The organism is Melghirimyces algeriensis (assembly GCF_900182565.1).
Lineage (GTDB): Bacteria > Bacillota > Bacilli > Thermoactinomycetales > DSM-45169 > Melghirimyces > Melghirimyces algeriensis.
In genome coordinates, this window is the sequence record NZ_FXTI01000003.1 from 180,601 (window position 1) to 200,668 (window position 20,068).

The 20,068-nt window shown below is 46.1% G+C and carries 19 protein-coding genes; 18 read left to right on the forward strand and 1 reads right to left on the reverse strand.

Going from position 1 to position 20,068, the window contains the following annotated elements; translation table 11 throughout:
* Positions 1-231: 231 nt before the first annotated feature.
* The 11 genes from yfmF to FN782_RS06375 all read left to right on the forward strand — a co-directional run bounded on the left by yfmF (position 232) and on the right by FN782_RS06375 (position 12,356).
* Entirely contained in the window at positions 232-1,530 is a 1,299-nt protein-coding gene (gene yfmF / locus FN782_RS06325) for an EF-P 5-aminopentanol modification-associated protein YfmF (protein WP_142504930.1), read from the forward strand.
* A complete protein-coding gene (gene yfmH / locus FN782_RS06330; RefSeq protein ID WP_142504931.1) occupies positions 1,517-2,806 on the forward strand; it encodes an EF-P 5-aminopentanol modification-associated protein YfmH in 1,290 nt (429 codons plus the stop codon). Before yfmF ends, yfmH begins: the two co-directional genes overlap by 14 nt.
* 64 nt (positions 2,807-2,870) lie before the next feature.
* On the forward strand, positions 2,871-3,626 hold the full coding sequence (ymfI, locus tag FN782_RS06335) for an elongation factor P 5-aminopentanone reductase (RefSeq protein WP_185956088.1): 756 nt from the start codon (positions 2,871-2,873) through the stop codon (positions 3,624-3,626).
* 74 nt (positions 3,627-3,700) lie between these two features.
* Positions 3,701-3,955 (forward strand): DUF3243 domain-containing protein, encoded by a 255-nt coding sequence (locus FN782_RS06340; protein WP_142504933.1) that lies wholly within the window; start codon positions 3,701-3,703, stop codon positions 3,953-3,955.
* 175 nt (positions 3,956-4,130) lie between these two features.
* Complete coding sequence (locus FN782_RS06345; RefSeq protein WP_142504934.1) at positions 4,131-4,904, forward strand: YmfK family protein; 774 nt, start codon at positions 4,131-4,133, stop codon at positions 4,902-4,904.
* A gap of 24 nt (positions 4,905-4,928) precedes the next feature.
* A complete protein-coding gene (locus FN782_RS06350; protein ID WP_142504935.1) occupies positions 4,929-6,077 on the forward strand; it encodes a helix-turn-helix domain-containing protein in 1,149 nt (382 codons plus the stop codon).
* A gap of 35 nt (positions 6,078-6,112) precedes the next feature.
* Positions 6,113-7,279, forward strand: a complete 1,167-nt coding sequence (locus tag FN782_RS06355; RefSeq protein ID WP_142504936.1) for a helix-turn-helix domain-containing protein — start codon at positions 6,113-6,115, stop codon at positions 7,277-7,279.
* Positions 7,280-7,554: 275 nt separating this feature from the next.
* Complete coding sequence (locus FN782_RS06360; RefSeq protein WP_142504937.1) at positions 7,555-8,391, forward strand: helix-turn-helix domain-containing protein; 837 nt, start codon at positions 7,555-7,557, stop codon at positions 8,389-8,391.
* Positions 8,392-8,917: 526 nt separating this feature from the next.
* Entirely contained in the window at positions 8,918-9,502 is a 585-nt protein-coding gene (gene pgsA / locus FN782_RS06365) for a CDP-diacylglycerol--glycerol-3-phosphate 3-phosphatidyltransferase (protein ID WP_142504938.1), read from the forward strand.
* A gap of 18 nt (positions 9,503-9,520) precedes the next feature.
* On the forward strand, positions 9,521-10,783 hold the full coding sequence (locus FN782_RS06370) for a competence/damage-inducible protein A (protein WP_142504939.1): 1,263 nt from the start codon (positions 9,521-9,523) through the stop codon (positions 10,781-10,783).
* Positions 10,770-12,356 (forward strand): DEAD/DEAH box helicase, encoded by a 1,587-nt coding sequence (locus FN782_RS06375; protein ID WP_142504940.1) that lies wholly within the window; start codon positions 10,770-10,772, stop codon positions 12,354-12,356. Before FN782_RS06370 ends, FN782_RS06375 begins: the two co-directional genes overlap by 14 nt.
* Before the next feature lie 32 nt (positions 12,357-12,388).
* On the opposite strand, the gene FN782_RS06380 is transcribed toward FN782_RS06375, so the two are convergent.
* Positions 12,389-12,700: a metal-sulfur cluster assembly factor gene (locus tag FN782_RS06380; protein WP_142504941.1), complete on the reverse strand. Its 312-nt coding sequence runs from the start codon at positions 12,698-12,700 to the stop codon at positions 12,389-12,391.
* A gap of 386 nt (positions 12,701-13,086) precedes the next feature.
* On the opposite strand from FN782_RS06380, the gene recA reads away from it, so the two are divergent.
* The 7 genes from recA (at position 13,087) to rny (ending at position 20,030) form a co-directional block, all read left to right on the forward strand.
* Entirely contained in the window at positions 13,087-14,154 is a 1,068-nt protein-coding gene (gene recA, locus FN782_RS06385) for a recombinase RecA (protein WP_142504942.1), read from the forward strand.
* Positions 14,155-14,175: 21 nt separating this feature from the next.
* The gene (locus tag FN782_RS06390; RefSeq protein ID WP_142504943.1) at positions 14,176-14,829 is read left to right on the forward strand and encodes a RecX family transcriptional regulator; all 654 of its coding nucleotides are present in this window, start codon (positions 14,176-14,178) and stop codon (positions 14,827-14,829) included.
* A 4-nt stretch (positions 14,830-14,833) separates the two neighbouring features.
* Entirely contained in the window at positions 14,834-15,829 is a 996-nt protein-coding gene (locus tag FN782_RS06395) for a metallophosphoesterase family protein (protein WP_142504944.1), read from the forward strand.
* Positions 15,826-17,292, forward strand: a complete 1,467-nt coding sequence (locus FN782_RS06400; protein ID WP_142504945.1) for an AAA family ATPase — start codon at positions 15,826-15,828, stop codon at positions 17,290-17,292. Before FN782_RS06395 ends, FN782_RS06400 begins: the two co-directional genes overlap by 4 nt.
* On the forward strand, positions 17,267-17,530 hold the full coding sequence (locus FN782_RS06405) for a hypothetical protein (protein WP_142504946.1): 264 nt from the start codon (positions 17,267-17,269) through the stop codon (positions 17,528-17,530). Before FN782_RS06400 ends, FN782_RS06405 begins: the two co-directional genes overlap by 26 nt.
* Positions 17,514-18,191: an OLD family protein gene (locus tag FN782_RS06410; protein WP_142504947.1), complete on the forward strand. Its 678-nt coding sequence runs from the start codon at positions 17,514-17,516 to the stop codon at positions 18,189-18,191. The genes FN782_RS06405 and FN782_RS06410 overlap by 17 nt, the downstream gene beginning before the upstream one ends.
* Before the next feature lie 294 nt (positions 18,192-18,485).
* Positions 18,486-20,030: a ribonuclease Y gene (gene rny / locus FN782_RS06415; protein WP_142504948.1), complete on the forward strand. Its 1,545-nt coding sequence runs from the start codon at positions 18,486-18,488 to the stop codon at positions 20,028-20,030.
* The last annotated feature ends 38 nt before the right edge of the window (positions 20,031-20,068 follow it).

The window sequence follows — 20,068 nt, forward strand, 5'->3', positions numbered from 1 at the left end:
GGAACAGTCACCACGTAAAACGTTTCCTGTCATGTGGAAAGACCCACAAAAATATTTTCAACATGTACCGTAGGAACTACGGGAAGTGAAGCTCGCGGAGAGTACCCGCCTGCGGCTCGATGAACCGAGAAGCTCACCATTTTCGTGGAGAGCCGTTCACAGATCATCTTCTCCCCGTATTAACTTTTTGGTAAAATTAAGCTATTCGTATATGTGGAAAGAGGTGTGGATGTGTCGGATATCCGTTTTGAAACCGTAAATGTCGGAAGTCTGAGGGTTCATGTGTGCTCTACGGATAAGTTTAAAACCAATATGATGGTAGCGATGGTGCAACAGGAGTTATCACCCCAAACGGTGACGTTACATGCTCTGTTGCCCAGTGTTCTTCAACGGGGCACTCAATCCTATCCTTCAACCATCCAACTGAAGCAACAGCTAGATGCATTATATGGTGCCACGCTGTTTGGCGATGTTTTTAAACGCGGTGAGCGGCATATTATGCAGTTGGGACTGGAGGTTGCCGATGATCGTTACTTGAAGGGTACAAGTGCATTGATGGAAGACGGGATGAAACTTTTGGGCGAGATCCTCTACCAACCGGTGATGGAGGATGGAGCCTTCCGGAAGAGTTATGTTGAGGCGGAAAAGAAAAATCTCAAACAGAAGATTGAGAGTTTGCTGGATGACAAGATCCGTTTTGCCGCCCATCGTTGTGTAGAGGAAATGTGCAAGGATGAACCTTATGCTCTTTTTAATCATGGTCGCCTTCAGGACTTGGATGCAATCAGTCCACAAAGTCTGTATACATATTATCTTGAACTGGTAGAACACTGCCCGATTGATCTTTATTTTGTGGGGAATGTCACCACAGAAAACGTGGTGGAACTGGTGAAAGCCCATTTCAGGACGGGTGAAGGGAAAAGACGGGAGATCCCTGTTGGTAGGACGCATAAAACCCCGGAAAAGGTTCATGAAGTGGTAGACCGGCTGGATGTCAATCAAGGTAAGCTGAACCTGGGGTATCGTACCCAGATTACGTTGGCGGATCCAGATTATCCAGCGTTGCAGATGTATAATGGGATTCTGGGAGGATTTCCGCATTCCAAGCTGTTTATCAACGTTCGGGAAAAAGCAAGCCTTGCTTATTATGCTGCTTCTCGACTGGAAAGCCATAAAGGGATTCTCACCGTTCAGTCAGGCATTGAGATTGACAATTATCAACAGGCGGTGGATATTATCCGCAAGCAGTTTGCTATGATGGAACGCGGTGAGTTTACGGAATCTGAAATGAATCAGACGCGGGCAATGCTTATTAACCAACTGAAAGAAAGACAAGATCGGGCCTATAACGTGATTGATGCTCACTATCACGGTGTATTGAGCGGACAGGTGCAAACGTTGGAGCAAATGATTGAAGGAATTCATCAAGTGACGGATGACGAAATTAAAAAGGTCGCACAAAAAATCCAGTTGGATACTGTTTACTTTTTAAGGAATCGGAAAGGAGGGAACGAAAATGGAGAAGATTGAGTATCCAGAGTTAAATGAAACGCTCTATTATGAACAACTTCCCAATGGTTTGAAGGTATATCTGCTTCCCAAGTCCAATTACAACAAGACCTATGCAACGTTTACGACGAAATATGGCTCGATTGACAATCATTTTGTCACTCCTGAAGGAGAGGAGATACAGGTTCCGGACGGAATTGCTCACTTCCTGGAGCATAAAATGTTTGAGGAGCCGGATGGAGATGTCTTTAGCAAGTTTTCCAACCAAGGGGCCTCGGCCAACGCGTTTACCAGTTTTGAACGGACGGCGTATCTCTTTTCCTGTACGGAAAATGTAGAGAAAAATCTTGCCACACTGATTGATTTCGTTCAGAACCCCTACTTTACAGATCCGTCTGTCGAAAAGGAAAAAGGGATTATTGCTCAGGAAATCCGTATGTATGAAGATAATCCCGATTGGCGTTCTTATTTCGGGTTGATTGCAGCGATGTTTAAAAACCATCCGGTTCGCATCGATATTGCGGGAACGGTGGAATCAATCGCTAAAATCAACAAGGAAACGCTTTATACATGCTATAACACGTTTTATCACCCCAGCAATATGCTGTTGTTTGTGGTAGGGCCTATTGATCCGGAGGCAATTATCCAGCAGATTCGCCAGAATCAAACAGGCAAGACATATACAAAAAAGGGAGAAATACGGCGTATCTATCCCGATGAACCGATGTCGGTAGATCAAGAAGTGGCAGATGTTCAATTGTCCGTCGGAATATCCAAATGCCTGTTCGGTTTTAAGGAAAACCGTATTGGTCTGAGTGGGGAAAAGCTCATTCGTCAGGAGTTGGAGACGGAAATTATGCTGGAGGCCATTTTCGGCCAGGGAACGGATTTGTATCAGTCCTTGTATGATCAGGGCCTGATTGATGACCATTTTGGATATGATTACAGCCTGGAAAACGGTTATGGCTTTTCGGCAATAGGTGGAGATACTTCCGATCCGGACACTCTTCTTCAACGGATTCAAAAAGAATTGCCACAAATCGTTGAGAGAGGTATTCCGGATGAAGTGATTGAACGCATTCGTAAGAAGAAGCTGGGGGGGTATCTTCGTTCTTACAATTCTCCGGAATGGATAGCCAATCAGTTTACGCGTTTTCAATTTAACGATATGGATCTGTTCAGTGTGATTCCACAATTGGAAAAACTAAACTCGGAAGACGTAAACAAACGCCTGAAAGAGCATATCGACTGGGATCGTTTTGCAGTTTCCATTGTCCGTCCGTTGGATGGGGAGTAGAGGAGTTCAAAGACGTGCCGAACAGGCGCGTCTTTGTTCATGATACATAGGGAGAAGGATGAAAATGGATCGAACATTATCGGAAGAAATTGCACTTGTATCTGGTGGAAGTCGGGGAATAGGTGCCGCAATCGCCCGATCATTGGCTGATGCCGGTGCCGATGTGGCCTTAACTTATCTGCGGTCAAATTCAAAAGCGGAAGAAATTGTAAAATATTGTCGTTCCCAGGGGGTACGTTCCTATGCATATTGCTCCGATGTTCGTTCCCGCCGGGATGTGAAACAGGCAGTGGAAGCGGTTCGAAATGATTTGGGAGAACCTACACTTCTGATACATAACGCAGGGGTTTCGGGAGAAAGTCTTCTGTTTCAGGATGTAACGGATAAGGAATACGATCAATTAATGGATACTCATGTTCGTGGAGCATATCACTTGATCCAGGAAGTCTTGCCGAAGATGGTGTCCAGACGATTTGGAAGAGTGATTCTGATTTCTTCCATTTGGGGAGAGTCGGGTGGAGCAGGGGAAGTGATTTACTCTTCCGCCAAGGGTGCGATCAATGGAATGACGCGGGCATTGGCCAAGGAGGTTGCTCCTTCGGGTATTACGGTAAATGCTGTCGCACCTGGAGCTGTAGGGACAGATATGCTGAATCGACAATTATCTGAAGAAGATCAATACGCACTTTCCGGGCTAATTCCCATGGGGCGCTTGGGGAAACCGGAGGAAATCGCTTCTTTTGTTCAATGGCTTTGCCGTAAGGAAACGGCTTATGTTACCGGACAGATTTTTCATGTGAATGGAGGTTGGTATCCGTAATCTTTTTGTATAAAGTGGAGGATTTTAAATCATATTATCTGTAGAAGACATTATCCGGACAAGGAGGATGATCCATGTCGGTCCTGAGTAATTTCGGGGATTGGAAAAATTTCCTAAATGAGCGTGTGGAACAAGCTCAATCACTGGGTATGGATAAAGATACCATCACGGATGTAGCTTATCAAATTGGAGATTATTTAGCCAAGGAAATTGACCCCAAGAATGAACAGGAGCGTTTATTGAAGGAATTGTGGGATGCTGCGGATGAAGAGGAACAGCGAACAATGGCTTCATTAATGGTCAAGCTGGTTCATGGAGGTCAACAATAATCTTAAAAGAATGAAGCATCCTTTACAAAGGGTGCTTCATTCTTTTAAGATTTGGATAAGCCTTCGGGGTTCGATTCTGAAGCGACATATGGTATACTATTAGACAAATTTGCAAAGCATGTACAAAGTTTACTTACACTTTGGCAGACGGCACTTTAAAAGGGTGTGTACATATATGGGCGGACACGACTGGTACCTTGAATACCAAATTCATAAAAATCGACCTGGTTTGTTAGGTGATATCGCCTCTCTTCTCGGAATGCTTTCTGTCAATATTCTGACAATAAACGGTGTTGAACACAAGAGAAGAGGAATGCTACTGAATACCGATGACCGGGAAAAAATCCATGCGTTAAAGCATATTCTGAATCGCGTGGACAATATCACTGTAACTGCACTTCGCCCTCCCACCCTAATGGATCGCATGGCGGTTCGGCACGGTCGCTATCTCGATCGGTGTTTGGAAGATAAAAGAACCTATCGGTTTACCCGTGAAGAGCTCGGTCTGTTAGTCGACTTTTTGGCTGAGTTGTTCAAATATAAAAGACATCAATTGATCGGGATACGCGGAATGCCCAGAGTGGGTAAGACAGAGTCCCTGGTAGCAGCAAGTGTTTGTGCCAACAAACGATGGACATTTGTTTCATCCACCCTGCTCAAACAGACGATTCGAAAACAGTTGGCTGATGATGAAATGAATGCTGACAATGTTTATATCATTGATGGAATCGTTTCAACATTGCGGTCATCGGAGCGCCATCACATGCTTGTTCAGGAAATTTTGCGAATGGATGCTACCAAGGTAATTGAACATCCGGATATCTTTGTTCAAAACACGGAGTATGAGTTAAACGACTTTGACTATATCATTGAGTTGCGTAATGATCCGGATGAAGTGATCAACTATGACATGTTGAAAGAGGACATGGCGGCCTTTGATATGGGATAGGCAATGTAATCAGGGGGTGTACATATGTTAGGTATTGGAGCTCAATTGAAAGAGGTTCGGGAGAAAAACGGATTTACGTTGGAACAGGTGCAGCGGAGCACTAAAATTCATGTTGAATACTTGCGTGCTTTGGAAAATGATCAATTTGAATTGTTGCCCAGCCCTTTTTATGTCCGGGCATTTTTGAGAACTTATGCTCACAGTTTGGGACTGGATGCCGCTCCATTATTGGATCGGTATGAACGGTTGGTATCCGGAAGTACAGGGGGCGGTCAACCGTCCGGAAAAAAAAGGGCTGGGCAGCATCCTTACCAAAATCGTCAGCAGATGGGGCGAAGAAACGTCTCTCAACCCAGTCAGCCGACTACACCGACAGGGATGGATCAATCCTTCAACCAAGCAGCGCCTCAAACTCCGAAGCAATCGATGGAGGGGACAAGCCGTCATCGGACAATCCCCCATCAAACCAATCCCCAACAATCGGCTGTTGGAAAACACTCTCAAACCCTGAGGAATCCCCGACAGTCATCTAAGTTGGAATCCATTCCAGAGAAAAAAAGAGAAACGCAGAGTGAAGCGCCTAAACAGGAAAATCTGGAACAGACATTTACTCCGAGAAAAGTATCATTGGAGGTGAAAAAAGGCAGGGAAGAAGAAAAGGGGAAGTCCAAAAAGAGTGGGACTCGAAAATGGTTGGTTCGCATCGCTGCTGTTGGAGCCTTGGTTCTGCTTTCCGGCGGAGCATATATCGTTGTGACCAATGAGAATACCACAACGCAGAGTGCAGATTCCGGAAAGGAGCAAAGTGATAAAAAAGGCGTCGATTCCGCCGGAAACAATGCTCAGGCCGATGCCTTGGACGCCCCCAAGCTGAAAGTTGTGGAATCGGGTGAGGACTTGGAAGGGGATCTCTACGCTCTGGAGGATGCTGAAAAGCTTAAGGTACAGATTAAAGCAACCAAAGGTGACACCAACATTCGATTTGGGAAAAAGCCAAATGAAGTAGATGAATCTTATGAAATCAAAGTGGGACAACAGAGAACATTGCCTTATGACAAGTTTGTATGGTTTCGTCTCACAAAACCATCCAATGCCCAGATTAAAGTAAACGATCAAGAGATTGATACAAAAGCTCAGGATGTACCCAGAAGCTATCGTATCACGGTGAAGTAAGTTGAGTGATTAATGAATGGCAGGAGGTGGGCCGGGTGTCGAGTCATATCGGTTATCGGCTCAGGCAAGCTCGCGAATCCTGGGGTCTTTCCCTGGAAGAGATGGAACAATATACCCGGATTTCTGCCACAGACTTAAACGCGCTGGAGTCGGGTGATTTTGATCGTATTTCTAGTCCATACTATATTCGGATATATCTAAGAACTTATGCTAAGACTTTGGGATTGGATTCTCGTGAGATTGTAAATGAATATCGTCAAACGGTGGGAGGGAGTGCTACATTGAGTGGCGGTGGTACTCCCTTTGGCCAAGGAGGAACGCAGGAGAGATCTCATGTTCCTTCCCGTCGATCCAGAAAAAAGGCCCAGACGCCTCCTGTAGAAATGATGAACCATTCCAGAGAAGGTCAGGAGTCAACGTTGACGAGCCGTTTTCGCAGACAAAGAAAAGATGCATCTTCTGTGATCGATGGTAACAATCCATCTGCTTTAAATTCCATGGCAGAAGAAGGATCTCGCAAAGTCAGTATGCCTCCGGACATGCCAGAGCCCCAAGAATTGGGTTTGTCGCCTCAAGATGCGATGAAGGGTGAAAATACTCCAGACAGTAAAGAGGAGAAGGCGGTACAGCGACAGGATCACGCTGAAACAGCGCAGCCTGTACATATCGGAAGCCGGAGTGAAAGAAGAAAGAAGAAAAAGAACAAGCAAACCGACAGTAAGTGGGGTACGTGGTATACGCGCTTTTTGCTTTTGATGACGATCCTTTTGATTCCTGCAACGATCTATGTCTTTTATTTATATTATACAGAAGAGCCCCCTCAATCGGTTGAGGGGAAAACACAGAAAGAAGAAAAAGAGAGCAAAAAGGAAAGCTCACAGTCATCTGAGCCAATTCTCACTCCTGTGCAGACAGGTGGAAAAGAAACAGATTACTACGAGCTGACCAATGCGGATGAAATAGAGCTCAACATTAAGGCAAAAGAGGAAAGTCAGTTTCAGATCCGTAAGCAAGAGGTGGGAGATGAGTTAAAGGAAGGGCTGCTCAAAAAAGGCGGATCGTTCTCTTATAAGTATGATAAAGGAGACGATATTTATTTGGAGTTGGAGTCAGCATCTTCTGCTGCAGTGACCGTTAATGGAAAAAAAGTGAAAACATCATATGATCATAAAAAGTTGATTCATATTGCATTGATACAATGAGGCTCCTGAATACGGGAGCCTCATTGATAGTCGATTTATTTTTAAGAGAGACTCTCTCGAAAGTTTAATCAATTTTTGATACCATAATCATACGGAATGGGGATTTGTATAACTGAGTTCCGAATTGTCAGGAACAGCAATCATTCCATGATCTGACCTTATGACGTTTGTTGTGCACCCAAAGGAAACCTCCTAGGTGCACTTTTACTGTGTAAGAGAAGTTACAAAAAGATTTGCAGTTCCCTGTTGGTGGTGGCAGGAGGTGGTTCAGGTCAATGGAAAAGTCGACCGACCAATTGCGAAGAATGAGGGAACAAGCTGGACTGACTCTGGAAGATGTACAAATGAGAACAAATATCCACGAATACTATCTGCATGCAGTGGAACAGGGAGATTTTTTTTCTCTTCCAAGCAAGTTTTATGGCCGCGTTTATATTCGTACGTATGCCAAGTTTCTTGGACAAGATCCAAAGCCATATATTCGTTATTTTGAACATATGTGGTCAAAGTCTTTGGAAGAAGAGGAACCTTCAACCGATGCGTCGCCAGATTTGGGAATGAGCCGAAAAGAGCGGTTTGCTACCCGGCGATCCTCTACCACAGAGGGAGCTCGCTCGTTTTTTTCGACATGGATGAAAACCCGAAAGGGTTATGTGTGGTTTTCTCTTGTTTTAATAATATTTGCAGTTTCCGGTATGGTTTATTATTTTACGATGGAGGAGAAATCGCCGAACCACAAAGAACAGGATGTAGTGGATCAAGTTGAGAAAAAGCCGGAGAAGTCAGATCATGATTTTAAAGTTCGGCTGGTGCGTCCCTCCGAGACTTACAAATATGGCGATATGTTTGAGGTATACAAGGCCAAAGAAGTGGAAGTAGTGCTGGAAGCCCGACAGAAAACCTGGTTTCGCTATCGTGCAGGGGGACCGACAGAGAAAGTTGTCGAGCAGTCTGAAATATCTGCGGGAGAAAAAAAAACTTTCCGTCATCCGAAATGGGTTTCTCTTATGATTGGAAACCCAGCGTTTGTCAAGCTAACCGTGAATGGACATGTGATCAAAACCTCTGAGACTTCTGAGTCTCATGCCTATCAATTGAAACTGAAAAAATAAACTGAAGCAAAGGCGACCAAAAACAGGCGCCTTTTGCGTTTTTATAATGATGAAAACGGGTCTACCTCTCGAAAATCCATCCGGTCTCTGGTATAATCGTGACACGAGTGCAGAAACTCATGAGACGGACACGAATCGATGAGGGAGTATCAGTTTTGCCCATTTGAGGAGCAGATCTTTCCAACTTCCTTATGTAACAAATTTCCGTTATGATACTCACCGGATGTGTAAAGGGAAAGGATGTGCTTCAAGCCCTACCACTACAGGGCTTCTTTTGTGCCGGCTGATGTCGTCCGATTTACCTGATACATAAATGTAACCATTGTGGTTCAGCAGGTCTGTTTCCAACGGTTTTTGACCAAGCTGGATTATGGTATGGTAGATGAGCGAGGCCCGGTCTGTGGTGAGAAGTGAATTTCAGGATTGGGAGAGTCTGGGATGATCAGTGCAAACAGACGCGTAAAAGAATGGGATCTGAATCCTGTCACCCTGCTTCTTTTAATCCTGCGGGGGGAGGTTCGCTGATATGAATTTGGCCAATAAAATCACACTGGCTCGAATCTTTTTGGTTCCGGTCGTGATGGTGTTTCTTTTATTAAAATTTGATTTGGGTCAATTTCGTCTCGGCGAAGGAGTGATCACCATCACTGAAATGATTGCTACACTGGTGTTCATTCTGGCGGCGGTGACAGATGGATTGGACGGTTACATTGCGCGCAAGCGAAAGCTGGTGACCAATCTGGGAAAGTTTCTGGACCCACTGGCGGATAAATTGCTGATTTCTGCGGCTCTGATCTCTTTGGTTGAAATGCAGCGGCTTGATGCATGGATCGCTATAGTGATTATCAGCCGAGAATTTTCAGTAACAGGATTGAGACTTGTGGCTGCGGCTGAAGGAAAAGTGATTGCTGCCAGTGCACTCGGTAAGCTAAAAACGATTGTACAGATTATTGCTATCGCAGCATTAATGCTGAATAATTTTCCGTTTTCTTCCATCTCCTTCCCTTTTTCTCAGATTTTTATCTGGTTAGCCGTGATTATCACGATTCTCTCCGGGGTTGATTACTTTTTAAAAAACAAGAATGTCATCCGCTTCTCCAAATCGCGTTGACAGGAAGGAAGTTGTCAAATGCGTGCTGAGTTGGTTGCAGTCGGAACTGAACTGTTGCTTGGACAAATTGTGGATACTCACTCCGCTTTTTTGTCCCAAGAGCTGTCAGAGCTCGGAATTGATGTCTATTTTCACACATCTGTAGGAGATAATCGCCATCGATTACAAGAAGTTGTACATACGGCAGTTTCCCGTTCAGAACTGGTGATATTTACTGGAGGATTAGGTCCTACCGATGACGATTTGACCAAAGAGACGGTAGCTGAAGTCTTGGGAGTCCGGTTGGTGGAACACCCTCCATCGAAACAGGTGTTGGAGAAGGTGTTTCAAAAATATGGATTGTCTGTTCCGCCTTCAAACTATAAGCAGGCGCTTGTATTTGAAGATGGGACGGTTTTTGCCAATCCCAACGGTACAGCTCCCGGTATGGCAGTTACTGTCGGTAAAACGACCTGTGTCCTTCTTCCAGGTCCTCCTACGGAGTTGTATCCCATGTATCATTCTCAGGTGCGTCCTTTTTTGGAGCAAATCCGTTCAGATGATGAGGTGGTTGTATCCAAGGTTCTTCGTTTTTTTGGAATCGGAGAGTCTCATTTGGTGGAACGGATTGAGGGATTGATTCAACACCAGGATAATCCAACGATTGCCCCTTTGGCGAAAGAGGGAGAAGTGACGCTTCGTCTCACAGCGAAAGCGGTCAACCGTAAACAGGCGGATGCCATGATTGCCCCGATTGAGAAAGAGATCCTTCAGTCGGTTGGCCAGTATGTGTACGGAGTGGACGATGAAACCTTGGAGAAGGCGGCTGTTCGGTCGCTGGCCGAACAGGGAAAAACAGTGGCTGTAGCTGAAAGCTGTACAGGTGGACTTCTTGCTGGAACGTTAACATCGGTGTCGGGGTGTAGCGCGGTTTTTCAAAGCGGTATTGTTTGTTATAGCAATGAAGTCAAAGAGCATGACTTAGATGTTTCTCGTGAATGTTTAGAAAAGCAAGGGGCGGTCAGTATGGAAACAGCACTGGCTCTTGCACAAGGCGTTTCTCGCCGGTTTCGTACCGATTTTGGTCTTTCTGTCACGGGTGTGGCAGGACCTCAATCTGTGGAAGAAAAACCTGTGGGTCTGGTTTATGTGGGTGTGGCCGAGCAGGGAAAACCGCCTCGTGCCTATCGGTTCTATTTTAGTGGCTCGCGGGAAAAAATACGTATTCGAGCGGTTAAACACGCACTCTTTATTCTGTTGGAATGCTTAAGGAAAGGTGAAACTACGAATGAAGGAATTTGATGCTTTTGAATTGAATCCTCTGATTTTAAAAGGGATTCGTGATATGGGATTTGAAGAGCCTTCCCCCATCCAGGCGGAATGTATTCCAGCTGTCCTTCGGGGAGAAGACGTAATCGGACAAGCGCAAACAGGAACTGGTAAAACTGCTGCCTTTGGGATTCCTTTGTTGGAACATGTGGATACGGATATTCCGAAGGTTCAGGCGGTTGTTTTAGCCCCGACACGGGAGCTGGCCATCCAGGTTTCGGAAGAATTGCGTAAGGTGGGCCGGCCGAAACGGATCAAGACACTTTCCGTCTATGGCGGACAACCCATTGGTCGACAGATCAAAGCGTTGAAACAGGGAGTTCATGTCGTGATTGGAACCCCTGGGAGAATGCTGGACCATTTGCGTCGAAAAACGCTCCGTTTGGATGACGTGGATATCATGGTGTTGGACGAAGCGGATGAAATGTTGGACATGGGGTTTATTGATGATATTGAAGCAGTGATGAATTATTTGCCGGATGACCGGCAGCTCCTTCTGTTTTCAGCTACCATCCCGCCAGCGATCCGCAATCTTGCAAGAAAGTATATGAAAAAGCCCCGCTATATCACAGTGAGCCGTGGAGAAGTTACGGCTCCCATCATTGAACAGGTATATTACAAAGTTTTGGAAAGTACCAAGCTGGAGTCGCTGTGTCGTATCCTGGACAGTGAAGATGTGGAACAGGGAATTCTGTTTTGCCGGACAAAAAAAGGTGTGGATGAGCTGGCGGAGTCATTGCAGACACGAGGCTATCTTTCCGGTGGACTTCACGGAGATATGGCACAACAACAGCGGGATCGAGTGATGAATGCATTTCGCCGGGGAGATATTGAACTCCTGGTGGCGACGGATGTAGCGGCCCGTGGAATTGATGTGGGGACGATCTCCCATGTGATCAACTATGACATTCCTCAAGATGCGGAGAGTTACGTTCATCGGATTGGACGAACCGGTCGCGCAGGTCGCACAGGTGTTGCTCTCACTTTGGTGACTCCCAGAGAGATGAAGCAACTCCGTTCGATTGAACATGAGATCTCTGGACAGTTGCAGCCTCGTGAATTGCCAAGCTTGGAAGAGGTGGCTGAGCGACAACAACAGGTCTTGAAAGAACAACTAAATGAGATGATTGCCTCTGGTGATCGGTTACCTGTTTTTGAAGAGCTGATAAAAGATCTTTCGAAAACGCACGATCCTGAAAAAATTGCTACTGCCGCCCTGCACTTGGCTTTTTCGGATCGTTTTAGCGCAACTGGAACCGATGCGGTGTATAACTTTGGTGAAACGGGAGCATCTCCTGGCATGGTTCGCTTTTTTATCAATGTCGGGCGAAATGTAGATATTAGTCCACGTGAATTGGTAAAAGCGATTGCTGAACAGGCGGGGATTGCCGCAAAGAGAGTCGGTCGGATCAATATTTATGATCGGTTTTCCTTTGTGGAGGTTCCTGAGGATGTGGCTCCATTTGTTTTTGAAGCTCTTAGGCAGACGAAGATTAATGGAGCTCGGATAAACCTGGAACCCGCTCGCCCCCGAAACCGAAGCTAAAAAATCCTGCCGGATCTCTCCGGCAGGATTTTTCAATGAATCCCCAGTGCCATCTTCGCGTATCGGGACATCCGATCTTTGCTCCAAGGCGGGTTCCAGACGATGTTAACCTCTACATCCTTGACGCCATCCACGGATTGAACGGCAGTGGTAACCATTTCATTGATCATTCCAGCCAAGGGACAACCCATTGCTGTCAGGGTCATGGTAACCTTGGCTTTTCCATCATCATCAATATCCACGCCATACACAAGCCCCAAATTAACAATATCAATATGGAGTTCCGGATCTTCAACGGTTTCCAGAGCCTCCATGATTTCTTCCTTCATTTTTTCTTTGTCCATTTCTTTCCCACTCCTTTAAGAGATGGCTTCCATTATACTTTATAGTTAATGTACCATAAGCGGACCATTCATTAAAAGGAATCTGTGAAAATATCGAGGTATCAGGTGTTCTATGAAACAGGAAGAAAGTGTGCTGGACAGAGCGGAAACTTTGGGCTGTTCGTTGAAAGCAAAGCATAGTGAGAAATTCCCATAATAAGAGGGGGATATCCGGTGGAGCATCCTTTTCCAACGGTCCAGCGGAACCCCTGGAGGAAAGAGATGCGAAAACGGAAATCACCCCTTCACCATAAAAAGATCGAATAAATGTTCGTAAATCTCTTGGCAGAAATGATTAAACTGATGTATGATGAAAATATCTTGGAGATTTGAAGGAGTGAGGGAACATGTCCGACCGCCGCCAGGCTTTGGATATGGCATTGAGGCAGATAGAGAAACAATTTGGTAAAGGGTCAATCATGAAGATGGGAGAGTCTTCCGGGCGTGAAGTGGAGACGATCTCTAGCGGGGCTTTGGCCCTGGACATCTCACTTGGAGTCGGAGGCTATCCCCGTGGACGGATTATTGAAGTGTATGGTCCGGAGTCATCCGGGAAAACGACCGTTGCCCTTCATGCGATTGCTGAAGTGCAGCGGGGCGGAGGACAAGCGGCCTTTATTGATGCGGAACATGCATTGGACCCTGTTTATGCGAAGAAGCTGGGTGTGAATATTGATGAACTCCTTCTCTCCCAACCGGATACAGGAGAGCAGGCGCTGGAGATTTCGGAAGCGCTGGTTCGAAGTGGGGCCATTGATATTATTGTGGTTGATTCGGTGGCGGCATTGGTTCCAAAAGCGGAAATCGAGGGGGAGATGGGTGATTCCCATGTCGGTTTGCAGGCTCGTTTGATGTCTCAGGCCCTTCGCAAGCTTTCCGGAGCGATCAGCAAATCCAATACCATCGCGGTCTTTATCAATCAGGTTCGTGAAAAAGTGGGGGTTATGTTCGGAAATCCGGAAACGACGCCTGGAGGACGTGCTCTGAAATTTTACTCCAGTGTGCGGTTGGAGGTGCGCCGTGCAGAGACGATTAAGCAGGGGAATGAGATGGTCGGAAACCGCACCCGGATTAAAGTCGTCAAAAACAAAGTGGCCCCGCCCTTTAAACAGGCGGAAGTGGACATTATGTACGGTGAAGGGATCTCCAAAGAAGGAAGCATTCTGGATATTGGAAGCGATCTGGATATTGTCAAAAAGAGCGGTGCCTGGTATTCTTTTGATGGAAATCGTCTGGGACAGGGACGGGAAAATGCTAAGCAGTTTTTAAAGGAGAATCCCAAGGTAGCCTTGACGGTTGAGAATAAGATCCGTGAACATTATGGTTTGGCAACTGTTAACGCTCCAGAGACAGAGTCGGAAAAAACGGAGAAAGCGGAGAAAAAGAAAGAACCCAAAGAAGCTTTAAAAGAGTAAACAGTAAAGGCGTGAAAACCGATGCAGGAACCCGGTGAAATTACCCGGATTGAAAAGCAGAAAAGTGGAGCGCCTCGGTATAATATCTACATCAATGGGAATTATCGATTTGCGGTTCATGAGGATGTCCTCGTTCGCTTTGCCCTGTCCAAAGGAATGCAGGTGGATGCAGGGGAAGTGGAACATATTTTGAAGGAAGAGGAACGAAACAAGGTTCGACAGTCTGCTCTTCGCTATCTCAGCTTTCGTCCCAGGACCGTATATGAGATGAAGCAGCATCTTGCAGGAAAAGGGTATGAAACGACCTTTGTGGATGAGACGGTCACGGAGATGATCCATCAGAGGTACCTGGATGATCGGCGTTTTGCTGAAGCGTGGGTGGAAGAACGACGCCGGAGAAAGGGTTTTGGAACCCGGATGTTGAAACAGGAACTGGAAAAGAAGGGTGTTTCCTCGAAGATTGTGGATGAAGTGCTGGATCGCTTGAACGAGGACGAAGAACGAGAGTTAGCTCTTGAGATGGCTGAAAGGCGGTACCGCCGTCTCGCAGGAGAATCCTGGCCCAAGGTGGAAAGACGCCTGGGCCAGTATCTGTTAAGAAGGGGATTTGTCTCATCGCTTGTCTATGAGCTTCTCCGTGAATTTCAAAGGCGGCATAAAGAAGGGGAGGGATGACGAAATGCTTCGTCTTCTCTATGTAACGGATACGCATATTCGGGGTACAACACCACGAAGTCGAACAGATGATTTTGTCGATGCATTGAGAAAAAAGCTGAATGAAGTGGTGGATATTGCGGAGAGAGAAAAGGTGGATGCTGTTCTTCATGGCGGAGATCTCTTTGATCGCCCAGACCTTTCTCCTGCGGTGGTTCGTGATTTTGCCCGTCTGTTGCGCCGGCTAAAGGTACCCATTTATGTGGTGGCGGGAAATCATGATGTGTTTGGACACAATCCGGATACAGTCGATCGGACGATGCTTGGACTGTTAGATGCTTTTGGCACCGTTCGGCTGATTCGTCCAGGGGAAAAAATTTTGTTGGAAGGCGTTGGGTTGACCGTTCAGCTGACCGGTCAACCCTTCCATTATGATTTGGACAAGCGGGAACCGATGCTGGACTATTCTGTTCACAATGAGTTGGGTGCAGACTACTGTGTTCATATGGTTCACGGAATGGTTGTCGATCGCCCTCTTCCTCCGGGTGTTCCCTGTACGATGGCTGATTCTCTATGGTCGAAAGATGTAGATGTCCTTTTGACGGGCCACTATCATGCCGGTTTTCCTGTAAAGCACCGGAAAGGACGTTATATTGTGAATCCCGGAGCTTTGTCGCGGATTAACAATCATCCTTCAGAGATGAAGCGGCATCCCCAAGTGGCGATCCTGGATTTTGATAAAGAAATCTCTGTCCGGTTGATCCGGATTCAGTGTGCTGCACCGGGTGATTCTGTGTTGGACCGTTCCTATCTTGAGAAGGCCGCCTACCGGGAAGAGAAAATGAATGCTTTTGTTCAAGTTTTACGGGATGACAGGGAGTTTCGAGCTCTGAATATCCGGGAAGTCGTGGAAGAAATTGCGGGGTTGGAAAAGGTTGAGGATGAGGTCAAGCATGAGGCCCTTCGGCGAATTGCTTTGGTTCAAGAGGAGATGGGCTGGAAAGGAGGGGAAAATGAATGAAGCGGTTTGCCAAGTTGGTGATTGAAAACTTTCAGTCTCACGAGTATACGGAAATTCATTTTAAAGAAGGACTCAATGTCTTGGTAGGTTCATCAGACAGTGGAAAAAGTGCAATTCTCAGGGCGATCCGTTGGCTTCTTTACAATCAACCTAAGGGAACGGATTATATTCGGGTTGGGAAAAGCCGTTGTCGCGTATCTCTTACCTTGTCAGACGGAACCGTGATTACGCGAATTCGATCGTCCTCCGTCAACCGATACATACTCTTGGATATTGAGGGAAATGAACATGTATTTGAGGGTTTTGGAAGTAATGTCCCCAAAGAAATAGCGAATGCTCATGGGATGCACACTTTAAAGCTGGATTTGGAATCCAATCTTCCAGTACAATTTGGTACCCAACTGGAAAGCCCGTTTTTGTTGTCGGAAACGGGGAGCATTAAAGCCAAGTCAATTGGCCGGGTCAGTGGAGCACATTTCATTGATATGTCTCTGCAGGGAACGTTAAAGGACTTGCGTTCACTTTCTTCCGATTTGAAGTATCAAAAGGATGAGGCAGCGAAGTTACGGGAGAAGTTAAAGCCTTATACCAATCTTCCGGATCTTTTGGATCGTCTGGAAAAAGCGGAAACTTTCTATCGGAAGGCAGAGGAAAAAAACAGGGATCTGGAAAAGCTTCAGCAGCTTATAGAACGATGGAAAAACATCCAATATGAAGAGGATGTTGTGAAAAAGTACCTGATGAAGCTTTCCGAATTGGATGAGGCAGAAAAAGTCCTTATCCGCTTGGAGAGAGGCCACTTTCGTTTCACGCAGCTAAAAAAGATCCGATCAAAATCAGAATATTTATCCAAAGAAAGGAAGTATTGGAACTCTGTTTTAGAAAAAACCGACCATTTGAATGAACTACAGGGTCAACTCTATCATGTGGAAAAACAGATACAGCGATCGATCCAGCTGATTTCACTTTCGGACCGTTTATTCAAGGTGCATCAAGAAAAAGAGTGGCACAAATCAGTTAAAGCGCTAGCTGATCAAGTCGAACATATTGATCCTGTCTCTTTGGAAGAAGCAGGTCAGCGCCTGAAGGTCCTGAAAGGTTTGGCCCCCCGTTATCAGGAAGTGATAAATGAAAAGAAAAAGATGGAAAAACGCCTACGCAATCTGGATCATCTTCCTGTTCGTGAAGTGGACGAATTGGAACAATTAACAGAACGGTTCCGAATGTTAGTGAATAAAAGAGAAGCATTGAAAGAACTTCAACAACGGATCGATAGAGGAAGGAAATATCTTGCGGACAATGGAGAAGAGATGGATCGGTGGATGAAGGCATTGGCGGATCAGTTCCGACGCATGGGGCAATGTCCAACGTGTGGTTCTGAAATTAGTCAGGATACGCTTGAGCATATGATGAGAGAACATCGAGGAGGGATGGACCGTGCAGCGGCAGGAAGAGAGAATTAAAGAGATCAAAAAGGCATTGGAGGAGGCAAAAAACCAGCGTTATAAAGCGGAGGCGAGGTTGGAAAACCTGCAACAACAGGAAAAAGAAATTCTGGAAGCTTTAAAGGAATTAAATGTAGAGCCGGATCAGTTGAATGCTGAGATTGAAAAATTGGAGCATGAGATTGATCAACAGATTCAAAAAGCTTGGGCGCTTCTTCCCAAGGAGCTGATGGATAACCATGGGTCGAAACAATGAGCTGGTTCGTTTGAAGGAATCCCTTACAGCAGCCGGGGAAGAGGGATTGGTGCGGAAAGCAAGACGGGATGAACTGCAAAGATATCTGGAAGATTTTGAAAAACGGATTGCTGAGAATGAGAAAAAACAGAACCTTTTTGAAAAGGTTCGTCTCCTGCTTCAGGAATCAGCAGAACATGCTCGAAAACAGGCCAAGTCGCAGATGGAAAATCTGGTGAGCAATGCATTGCAGTATGTCTTCGGGCCCTTGTTTCGCTTTGAGATTGAATTGTCAGATCATGGCGGAAAACCGGTGGCTGAATTTTATGTGGTTACTGAATGGGACGGCGTGTCAGTCAAAACCAAACCGCAGGAGGCGCGAGGGGGTGGAGTGGTGGATGTCATTTCCCTCGCTCTTCGTGTAGCAATGATCGAAACCTTTCGTCCCCGTCCGGAGGGGCCTTTGATTTTGGATGAACCGGGAAAACACATTAGTGCGGAATATATCCTTCCGATGTTGGAGTTTCTCAAATCTGCAAGTGATACCTTTGGTCGACAAGTGATCTTGGTTACTCATAATTCGCATCTGACAGAAGGTGCAGATCAAGTCTTAGAGGTTAGCTTAAAGGGCGGGAAGACTGAGGTTCAGCCGGGTCGCATTCTTGACAATGGGACAGAGTAAATAATACAATTGGAGTACATCTGAAAGAATCCTTAATTTGGTTTTTGAAGATGTTTTCTGCTGAGTATAATGTTTCCCCCGTGCTAAACAGGGGTTTGGAAGTTACACCCTGATTATTATGCGTACAGTTCAATCACGCATGTGTTTACAAAAAGAAACATATGAGGTGAAAGCTCACTCCATATGGGTTGAGAGTGAACGTGACTGGGTTCGGTCGGAGCCTGTCATGTGGACAGACCGAATGGACTCAGTCTTGTTTTTTACTTGAGGAAGGGAGGAGGTGGGTAGCGATCAATGGATAATCTTATCCTGTGGCTGCTCCTGTTCCTCCTCGTGGCCGGACTCTGTCTGGTTGTCGGATACCGAATGCGGAAATTGACGGCGGAAGCCCGTATCGGCAGTGCCGAAAAAGAGGCGGAACAGATCATCAATAAAGCTCGTGGAGATGCGGAAGCGTTAAAGCGGGAAAAAGTTTTAGAAGCAAAAGATGAGGCACACCAGTTGAGATCGGAAGCGGAGCGGGAAATCCGGGAACAAAGAAATGATTTGGCCCGGTTGGAACGACGCCTCATGCACAAGGAAGAGGTGCTGGACCGAAAGCAGGAAACCCAGGAAAAAAGGGAAGAAAGCCTTGCTCAAAAAGAAAATGAAATCCAAACCCGGAAAGAGCAGATTGAAAAGCTGTATCAAGAGCAAGTGGCGGAACTGGAACGTCTTTCCGGGTTGAACACGGAGGAAGCAAAGCAGGTCATCTTGTCGAAAGTGGAAAGTGAGATGAAACACGAAACGGCACAGATGATCAGAGAAATGGAGCAACAGGCTTTGGAAGAGGCAGACAAAAGGGCACGTAGCATTCTTTCCTTGGCAATACAGCGGTGTGCCGCAGATCATGTGGCGGAAACGACCGTTTCGGTGGTCACTCTTCCCAACGATGAAATGAAGGGGAGGATTATCGGTCGGGAAGGACGGAATATCCGAGCTTTGGAAACCTTGACGGGAATCGACTTAATCATTGACGATACACCTGAGGCTGTGATTCTTTCCGGTTTTGATCCCATCCGACGTGAAGTGGCCCGTGTTGCTCTAGAGAAGCTGGTGGCTGACGGTCGAATCCATCCGGCACGGATTGAAGAAATGGTGGAAAAGTCACGCAGAGAAGTGGATGAAAGAATTCGTGAATATGGTGAGCAAGCAACATTTGAGACGGGGGTTCACGGTCTGCACCCGGACTTGATTAAGATCCTGGGTAGACTAAAGTTTCGAACCAGTTATGGACAAAACGTGTTGAAACACTCCATGGAAGTGGCTCATCTGGCAGGGCTTCTTGCGGCTGAGCTGGGTGAAGATATCCACTTGGCCAAGCGCGCTGGACTCCTGCATGATATTGGAAAGGCGATTGACCATGAAGTGGAAGGTTCACACGTAGAAATCGGGATTGAACTGGGTAAAAAGTATAATGAACACCCTGCTGTAATCAATGGAATTGCTTCTCATCACGGTGATGTAGAGGCCACGAGTGTAATCGCCGTTCTGGTATGTGCAGCGGATGCTTTGTCCGCCGCCCGTCCGGGAGCGCGTCGAGAGACATTGGAGGCTTATATCAAACGTCTTGAGAAACTGGAAGAGATTTGCGAGTCATTTGATGGAGTGGAAAAATCATTTGCGATCCAGGCGGGGCGTGAGGTTCGGATTATGGTTCGTCCCGATGAGATCGATGATGTTGGATCAACCAAATTGGCTCGGGAAATTAAAAAAGAGGTTGAAAATCAACTGGATTATCCGGGGCATATTAAAGTCACAGTGATCCGTGAGACACGGGCTGTTGAATATGCGAAATAAAGTGGCTTTATGCCGCTTTATTTTTTTCCCTAGTGGAG